Consider the following 7264-nt stretch of genomic DNA (forward strand, 5'->3'; position numbering starts at 1 on the left):
GGATGCTCGATGCCGCGGCCTCGCGCTTTCGCCCCTTCGAAGTTGTCTCGAAGGTGCGCGAAAGCACCACGATCACGTCTTTCCGCCTTGCCCCTCTCGAACGGCAGCACTGGCGGCCGTTCGAGGCGGGACAGTTCCTGACGATGCGCGTTCCCGACCGCAAGGGTGGCCATGTCCTGCGCAACTATACGGTCTCCTCGTCCCCGCGCGAGGAAGGCACGTACCGGATAACCGTGAAGCGTGAGGCCGCACCGTCGCAGGACGTGCCGGATGGCCTGAGCTCCTGCTGGCTCCATGACGAGATCGAGCCCGGCGCCGTCGTCGAGATTGACCCGCCGCGCGGTGCCTTCAAGCTCGACAGCGCGAGTTCGGGGCCCGTCGTGCTTCTTTCTGGCGGCGTCGGGCTGACACCGACGGTCTCGATGCTGAATGTGCTGGCAAGGGAAAGCGACCGCCCCGTCTGGTTCATCCATGCCTGCGACAGCGCGGCCGTTCATGCGTTGCGAGAGGAAGTCGAGCAACTCGCCGCCCAGCGGTCCGGCATCGCCGTACACTTCTGCTACCGTTTCGCCGAGACCGGCGATCTCGCGGTCGCCCGGTGCCACTCGACGGGTTTCCTGACGCGCACCACGCTTCAGAGCCTTCTGCCGCTCGACGACTACGACATCTACATGTGCGGGCCGCCGCCCTTTATGCGGGCCATCTACGGCATTCTGACCGGCCTCGGAGTGCGGAAGGAACGCATTGCCTACGAATTCTTCGGGCCGGCGAGCCTGTTGTCGGAGGCCGGGCAGTTGACGGCGCGGCCCGCGATGGCGCGCGCCGCCGAGCCAGCCACCGAGGGGGACGGCCCACGCATCTTTCTCCAGAAGTCGGGTCGCAGCCTTGCCTGGGACGGGACGAGCGAATCCATCCTTGCCTTCCTGGAGGCACGGGGCATCGAGCCAGAATTCTCCTGCAGGGCGGGGGTCTGCGGGACTTGCGAACAGGGTCTCGTCTCAGGCGAGGTCGACTATTTCGAGGAGCCGCTCGACGCGATGCCGGACGGCCGGGTGCTGCTGTGCTGCACCAGGCCGAAATCCTCGATCGTGCTCGATCTCTGACGCGCTCAGAACAAGAGGCTGCGGCCTGAACCAGGGTGTCCAATCCCCGAAGGAGGATCCGTGACGAAACCGCTCCATACCGAAATCCCGCTCAATCCGCATGTAGCAGGCCTGCCGCCGTACAATGCCGGCATGAGCATCGCCGCCGCACAAAAGCACAGCGGTCGGCAGGACATCGCTGCCCTTGCCAGCAATGAAAACCCGGATGGCTGTTCGCCGGATGTCGCGGCGGCGCTCGCCAACCTCAATCCGTCGCGCTACAGCGACCCGGCCTGCACGGTGCTGCGGGCGGTGCTCAGCCATAAGCTCGGCGTTCCCGCTGAACGTATCGTGGCCGGTAACGGCTCGGAGGAGATGATCGCCGCGGTCTGTCGCGCCGTGCTGCGTCCCGGTGCCCTCGCGGCGACAGTCTGTCCCGGTTTTGGGCTGCACGAGATCGAGGCGCTGGCCAATGGCGCCAAGGTCGAGAAGGTCGCCATGCGGACAGATCTGAACTTCGACATACCGGCGATCGTCGCCATGCTCGAGCGGGCGCCGGTGATTTTCTTCCTCTCCTCCCCCTCCAATCCGGTCGGCCCGGCGCTCGACCGCGAAAGCCTGGAGCGCATTCTCGCGGCGGTCACGCCGCAGACGCTTCTCGTTCTAGACGAGGCCTATTTCGAGTTCACGGACGCAGACATGCCTGACGGCCTCGCCGCGCTCTCGGCCACGGACCTGTCCTGGGTCGTATTGCGAACCTTTTCCAAGGCCTACGGCCTTGCCGGCCTGCGTGTCGGTTATGCCGTGATGTCCGATGCGCGGCTCGCGCGCGCCGTGACCGCGGCCAAGACACCGTTCAACGTCAATGCTGCCGCGCAGGTCGCAGCCGTCGCCGCACTGGCGGACGAGGCATGGATGCGCTCTTCGGTTGCCGCACTGAAACGCGAGCGGGCACGTGTGTCCGAGGCCGTTGCCGCCATGGGGCTTTCGGCGGCCCGATCGCAGACGAACTTCCTGTTCATCGACGTCGGCTGGGACAGCCGGGCGGCGCTGAATCACTTCCTGTCGAAGGGGATCATCGTCAAGCCGTGGAAAGAAGAGGGTTACGAGACCTTCATCCGTGTGACGATCGGCACGCCCTCGGAAAACGACCGCTTTCTCGACGCGCTCCGCGCCCTCGCAAAGCGTGAAGGATGAGGAGACGCCTGCGACGTCCTCTCCAATCCAACACACAACAAGGGGTCGGGCCACGACCCCACGGGAACGAACAATGAGCGCAAACGCACGTCAGCACAAAGCAAACCGGGAGCCCCTCGCATGTCCCCTTCAACGCCATCCGGTCTTTTCGCCGGCGATTTCTCGGCCCTGCGCGCCCGGTTTCTCTCCGCCGCGCGCACCGCTGGGGCTAGTGTCGTCGAATACCTGCATCCGCTGCATGGACCGAACGGCGAACGTCTGGCGACCGACGTTGCCTATCTTGGACGCGATGATGCCAAGAAGCTCCTGGTGTTGATCTCCGGCACCCATGGCGTCGAGGGTCCTTTCGGCTCGGCCTGCCAGACTGCCTGGCTTTCACAAAATTCGCCCTGGCAGCTTCCCGACGACACCGCGGTCCTAGCCATCCACCTCATCAACCCCTGGGGCACGGCCTGGACGCGCCGGGTGAACGAAGACAACGTCGACGTCAACCGCAATTTCATCGACTGGCAGAAAGCGCCGCCGAAAAACGAACGGTATGCCGCACTGCACGGCGCGCTCGTCTGTCGTGCCTGGGAAGGCCCGGAGCGCGATGCGGCCGCTGAGGCACACGAAGCGGCCAAACGGAGACTCGGCGGCTATGCCGGCATCGCGCCCATTGTGGAAGCCGGCCAGTACGGCCTGTTCTACGGCGGCGACGGTCCTGTCTGGTCCAACCGCACCCTTATCGAGATCCTATCGACATTCGCGCAACAGGCGACTGAGGTCGTCGTCTTCGACCTGCACACGGGCGCGGGCCCTTACGGCTATCCTGCCCTCCTCTCCGTTGCTGAGAACGAGCACGACGGTTTGGATTGGGGGCGGCGCATCTTCGGTCCGACGCTCTCGGTCGTCGTCACCGGCGAGAATGCAACCACAGATACCGGCATCTCCGCGACGGCCACCGGCTATGTCTCGGCCGCGGTGCGAGACGCGCTGCCGAAGGCGCGCGTCCTGCCATTGGTCGTCGAATGCGGAACCCTCGACGGCGCCACGGTCGCGGATGCGGTTCAGGCGGACAACTGGCTTCATTTGTTCAGCAAGATCGATACCCCGCTCGGCAGCAGGATCAAGGAAACCCTGCGCGCCGCCTTCATTCCGGAGGACGCTGACTGGCAGCGCACTTGTCTTGCCGCTTCGCTGCGCCATTTCGACCGTGCCTTCGCAGACCTCAAGTCGGTCGGCGGCGCAGGTGCCGAAAAGCCGGTTCCTGCGGCGCCGGCCGTCACCGTCGTCGCCCACCCGGAAGCTAGCGGTCCAAGGCTTGACGAAAGGCCGGCGATCGAAGTGCACCACATCCACAAGCGCTTCGGTCCCCTCCCCGTGCTCAACGGCGTCAACATCTCCGCGCAACCGGGCGAGGTCGTGTCGATGATCGGCTCCTCCGGTTCGGGAAAGAGCACGTTCCTGCGCTGCATCAATTTGCTCGAACAGCCAAACGACGGGCGCATCGTTATCGATGGCGAGGAAATCCGCATGAAGAAGACGTCGGACGGCAGCGCCGCGCCGGCCGACATGCGGCAGGTCGAGCGCATCCGCTCACGCGTCGGCATGGTGTTCCAGAACTTCAATCTCTGGCCGCACATGACAGTTCTCGAAAACATCATCGAGGCGCCGCGGCATGTCCTGAAGGAAGAGCGGCAGGCGGCTGTCGACCATGCCCATGCGCTCCTGAAGAAAGTCGGCCTCTCCGACAAGCACGACCAGTATCCAGGCCAGCTGTCGGGCGGTCAGCAGCAGCGCGCCGCCATCGCCCGAACGCTCGCCATGCGCCCCAAGCTCATCCTCCTCGACGAGCCGACCTCCGCGCTCGATCCCGAGCTTGTCGGCGAGGTGCTGCGCGTGATCCGGCAACTGGCCGAAGAAGGAAATACGATGATCCTCGTGACGCACGAAATGCAGTTCGCGCGCGAGGTCTCGCACAAGATCCTCTTCCTCCATCAGGGAAAGGTGGAGGAGGAGGGTGCCCCGGCGGAGGTCTTCACCAACCCGCGCTCCGAACGCATGCGCCAGTTCCTGGCCCGTACGCTCTGACATTCCGCCGCCATCACCCGTCCGGGGATCTCTCCGGACGAGACCCAACAAGAAAGTTCAACATGGGGAACCAAAACATGAAGCTCAAAAGTCTATTGCTCGCCACGTTCTTCGCCGCCGGCCTCACTGCGGCCCAGGCCGCCGAGGGCGAATTGTCGATCGGGACGGAGGGTGAGTATCCGCCATGGAGCATGGCAGACGCCACCGGTAACGTGACGGGTTTCGACGCCGATGTCGGGACCCTGCTCTGCGCCAAGCTGAAGATGAAGTGCCATTTCGTCGTGCAGGCCTTCGACGGTCTCATTCCGGCGCTCAAAGCCAAACGTTTCGACATCATCATTTCCGGCATGTCGATCACGGCTGAACGCAAGAAGCAGATCAACTTCTCGGTCGGCTATGCGGAACTCGCAAACATGTTCGTGGTGAAGAAGGATTCCGATCTCGCCGGCATCAAGGACATCGATGCGCTGCTGAAATCGCTCGACGGCCGCACGGTCGGCGTCCAGGCCGGCACGACCCATGCCCATTTCGTGGAAAAGCGCGCCTCCTCCGCCGTCCTGAAGACCTACGACACGCTCGACCAGATGCAGATCGATCTCGCCAGCGGCCGCGTCGAGGCCGCCTTCGCCGATGCCTCCGCCCTTCAGGATTTCCTGGCGCGCCCGGATGGCAAGGACTTCCAGTTCGTGGATGTGAAGGTGCTCAGCACTTTCGATCCGACGCTTGGCGAAGGCATCGGCGTCGGCATTTCGCAGGAGAATACCGAGCTGAAGGCCCGCATCGACGAGGCGCTCTGCGAGTTGGTCGCTGACGGCTCGATCGGCAATACGAGCCAGACCTGGTTCAAGACGGACATCTCCCGTCCCTGCCAGTAACACCAACACGACGTCTCCCGGGTGAGGAAAGGCCGTCAGGTCGATCCTTCTTCGGGGGGCTTCATCCGACAGGACAATGCGAAGGTTGGGCGGGTTCGATGGAACTTGGATTATGGCAGGTATGGGACGGCGGCTGGATCTCCGCAATCCTGCGCGGCGCGGCGATCACCGTCGCCCTTGGGGTCACGAGCATGGCCTTCGGCATCGTCATCGGCGTTGCCTGCGGCCTGATGAAATGGGCGCGGCTGTTTCCGCTCACGCTTGTCGTGGACGTCTACACGTCGATCGTGCGCGGCGTCCCGGAACTCCTGATCATCTATCTCCTCTTCTTTTCCTCCGTGGAATTCGTAGCCCAGGTCGCCGCGGCGTTTGGCTATGAAGGTCTGGCTGGCAACGGCTACGCCTTCACCATCGCAGTCGTTGCAATCGCAGCCATATCGGGGGCCTATTCGACGGAGGTCGTGCGGGGGGCTCTGGCTGCCATACCGGCCGGACATATCGAAGCGGCGCGGGCGCTTGGGATTCCAGGCAGGCGCATCTTCCGCCGCATTATCGCCCCACAGATGCTGCGGATCGCGGTACCGGGTATGAACAATGTCTGGCAGACCACGATCAAAGACACCGCGCTTGTCTCCGTGGTCGGTTTGCAGGAACTGATGCGCGCGGCCTTCGTCGGGGCGGGTTCGACCCGCCATCCCTTCATCTTTTATCTCATCGCCGCTGTCGTCTACCTCGCAATCACGCTGATCAGCCAGGGTGGTTTCGATTGGATCGAACGCCTTCTGCGTCCCCGTACGAGGAAATAGTCCATGGATTTCGAACTCGTTCGCCTCGCAGTTCCGACCCTTGCCAAGGGGCTGTGGCTCACCGCTGTCCTGACGGTCACTTCGATCGTCATCGGCTTCAATCTCGGTCTGGCGCTTGCGGTCATGCGCCTGTCGAAAAACACGGCTCTGAGCAGTTTTGCCAAAAGCTACAGCACCGTTTTCCGCGGCACGCCGCTGCTGGTCCAGCTCTTTCTCTTCTACTACGGCCTCGGCCAGCTTTCCTTCGTGCGCGACAACCCCATGCTCTGGTGGATCGTCGGCGATGGCGCCCATTGCGCTGTTATGGCGCTGGCACTCAACACGGCGGCCTATACGTCGGAAATCCTGCGCGGCGGCCTCATGTCCATTCCCGGAGGGCTCGTCGAAGCCGCTCAGGCCTGCGGCATGTCGCGGCTCCTGCGCTTTCGCCGGATCACGTTTCCCCTCGCCATCAGGCAAGCGCTGCCGGCCTACGGCAACGAGCTTGTGCTCGTCGTCAAGGGAACGAGCCTTGCCTCCACCATCACCGTCCTCGAAATCACCGGCCATGCAAAGCGGCTGATGAGCCAGACCTATGCAATCCTCGAAATATTCGCCATCGCCGGTGTGCTCTATCTCCTGATCAATCTGGTGCTGATCACGCTCGTACGGCTCCTGGAAGCCCATCTTACGCGCTACCTGCCCCGATAGGCCTACCGCCTGAAGCGGGCGAAATCCTTAAAAGGAAAGAGAAATGTCTATGGATGTACGCGCCGCCGTCGCCGTTCAGGCAGGTAAGCCGCTGGAAGTGATGACTGTTCAGCTCGAAGGCCCGCGGGCCGGCGAGGTGCTGATCGAGGTCAAGGCGACCGGCATCTGCCACACCGACGATTTCACGCTTTCCGGCGCCGACCCCGAAGGTCTGTTCCCNCCGCGGGCCGGCGAGGTGCTGATCGAGGTCAAGGCGACCGGCATCTGCCACACCGACGATTTCACGCTTTCCGGCGCCGACCCCGAAGGTCTGTTCCCGGCGATCCTCGGCCATGAAGGTGCCGGCGTCGTCGTCGATGTCGGCCCGGGCGTGACCTCGGTCAAGAAGGGCGACCATGTCATCCCGCTCTATACGCCGGAATGCCGGACCTGCCCGTCGTGCCTGTCGCGCAAGACCAACCTGTGCACGGCGATCCGCTCGACCCAGGGCCAGGGCCTGATGCCGGATGGCACCTCGCGCTTTTCGATCGGCAAGGACAAG

At 63.7% G+C, this 7264-nt stretch carries 6 protein-coding genes and 3 pseudogenes; all 9 read left to right on the forward strand.

Going from position 1 to position 7264, the window contains the following annotated elements; translation table 11 throughout:
• Positions 1-2: 2 nt before the first annotated feature.
• Positions 3-1103, forward strand: a complete 1101-nt coding sequence (locus ASD00_RS03875) for an FAD-binding oxidoreductase (protein WP_057204794.1) — start codon at positions 3-5, stop codon at positions 1101-1103.
• A 60-nt stretch (positions 1104-1163) separates the two neighbouring features.
• Positions 1164-2279 (forward strand): histidinol-phosphate transaminase, encoded by a 1116-nt coding sequence (gene hisC / locus ASD00_RS03880; protein WP_063963214.1) that lies wholly within the window; start codon positions 1164-1166, stop codon positions 2277-2279.
• 120 nt (positions 2280-2399) lie between these two features.
• A pseudogene (locus ASD00_RS42425) lies at positions 2400-3437 on the forward strand (DUF2817 domain-containing protein); the annotation flags it as partial.
• A gap of 162 nt (positions 3438-3599) precedes the next feature.
• Complete coding sequence (locus ASD00_RS42430; RefSeq protein WP_057204826.1) at positions 3600-4352, forward strand: ATP-binding cassette domain-containing protein; 753 nt, start codon at positions 3600-3602, stop codon at positions 4350-4352.
• A gap of 77 nt (positions 4353-4429) precedes the next feature.
• Complete coding sequence (locus ASD00_RS03895; protein WP_057204796.1) at positions 4430-5227, forward strand: transporter substrate-binding domain-containing protein; 798 nt, start codon at positions 4430-4432, stop codon at positions 5225-5227.
• Positions 5228-5325: 98 nt separating this feature from the next.
• A complete protein-coding gene (locus tag ASD00_RS03900; RefSeq protein ID WP_057204798.1) occupies positions 5326-6033 on the forward strand; it encodes an ABC transporter permease subunit in 708 nt (235 codons plus the stop codon).
• A gap of 3 nt (positions 6034-6036) precedes the next feature.
• On the forward strand, positions 6037-6723 hold the full coding sequence (locus ASD00_RS03905) for an ABC transporter permease (RefSeq protein ID WP_057204800.1): 687 nt from the start codon (positions 6037-6039) through the stop codon (positions 6721-6723).
• A gap of 49 nt (positions 6724-6772) precedes the next feature.
• Positions 6773-6844 (forward strand): annotated as a pseudogene (locus tag ASD00_RS42240) (GNAT family N-acetyltransferase); the annotation flags it as partial.
• A 99-nt stretch (positions 6845-6943) separates the two neighbouring features.
• Positions 6944-7264, forward strand: a pseudogene (locus ASD00_RS03910) (alcohol dehydrogenase catalytic domain-containing protein); the annotation flags it as partial.

This window comes from Ensifer sp. Root31, from assembly GCF_001424825.1.
GTDB classification, from domain to species: domain Bacteria; phylum Pseudomonadota; class Alphaproteobacteria; order Rhizobiales; family Rhizobiaceae; genus Ensifer; species Ensifer canadensis.

What these genes read in the sequence shown, in the direction of transcription:
- ASD00_RS03900 (WP_057204798.1), top strand. Translation starts at nt 5,326, where the DNA reads ATGGAACTTGGATTATGGCAGGTATGGGACGGCGGCTGGATCTCCGCA.
- ASD00_RS03875 (WP_057204794.1), top strand. Translation starts at nt 3, where the DNA reads ATGCTCGATGCCGCGGCCTCGCGCTTTCGCCCCTTCGAAGTTGTCTCG.
- ASD00_RS03905 (WP_057204800.1), top strand. Translation starts at nt 6,037, where the DNA reads ATGGATTTCGAACTCGTTCGCCTCGCAGTTCCGACCCTTGCCAAGGGG.
- ASD00_RS03895 (WP_057204796.1), top strand. Translation starts at nt 4,430, where the DNA reads ATGAAGCTCAAAAGTCTATTGCTCGCCACGTTCTTCGCCGCCGGCCTC.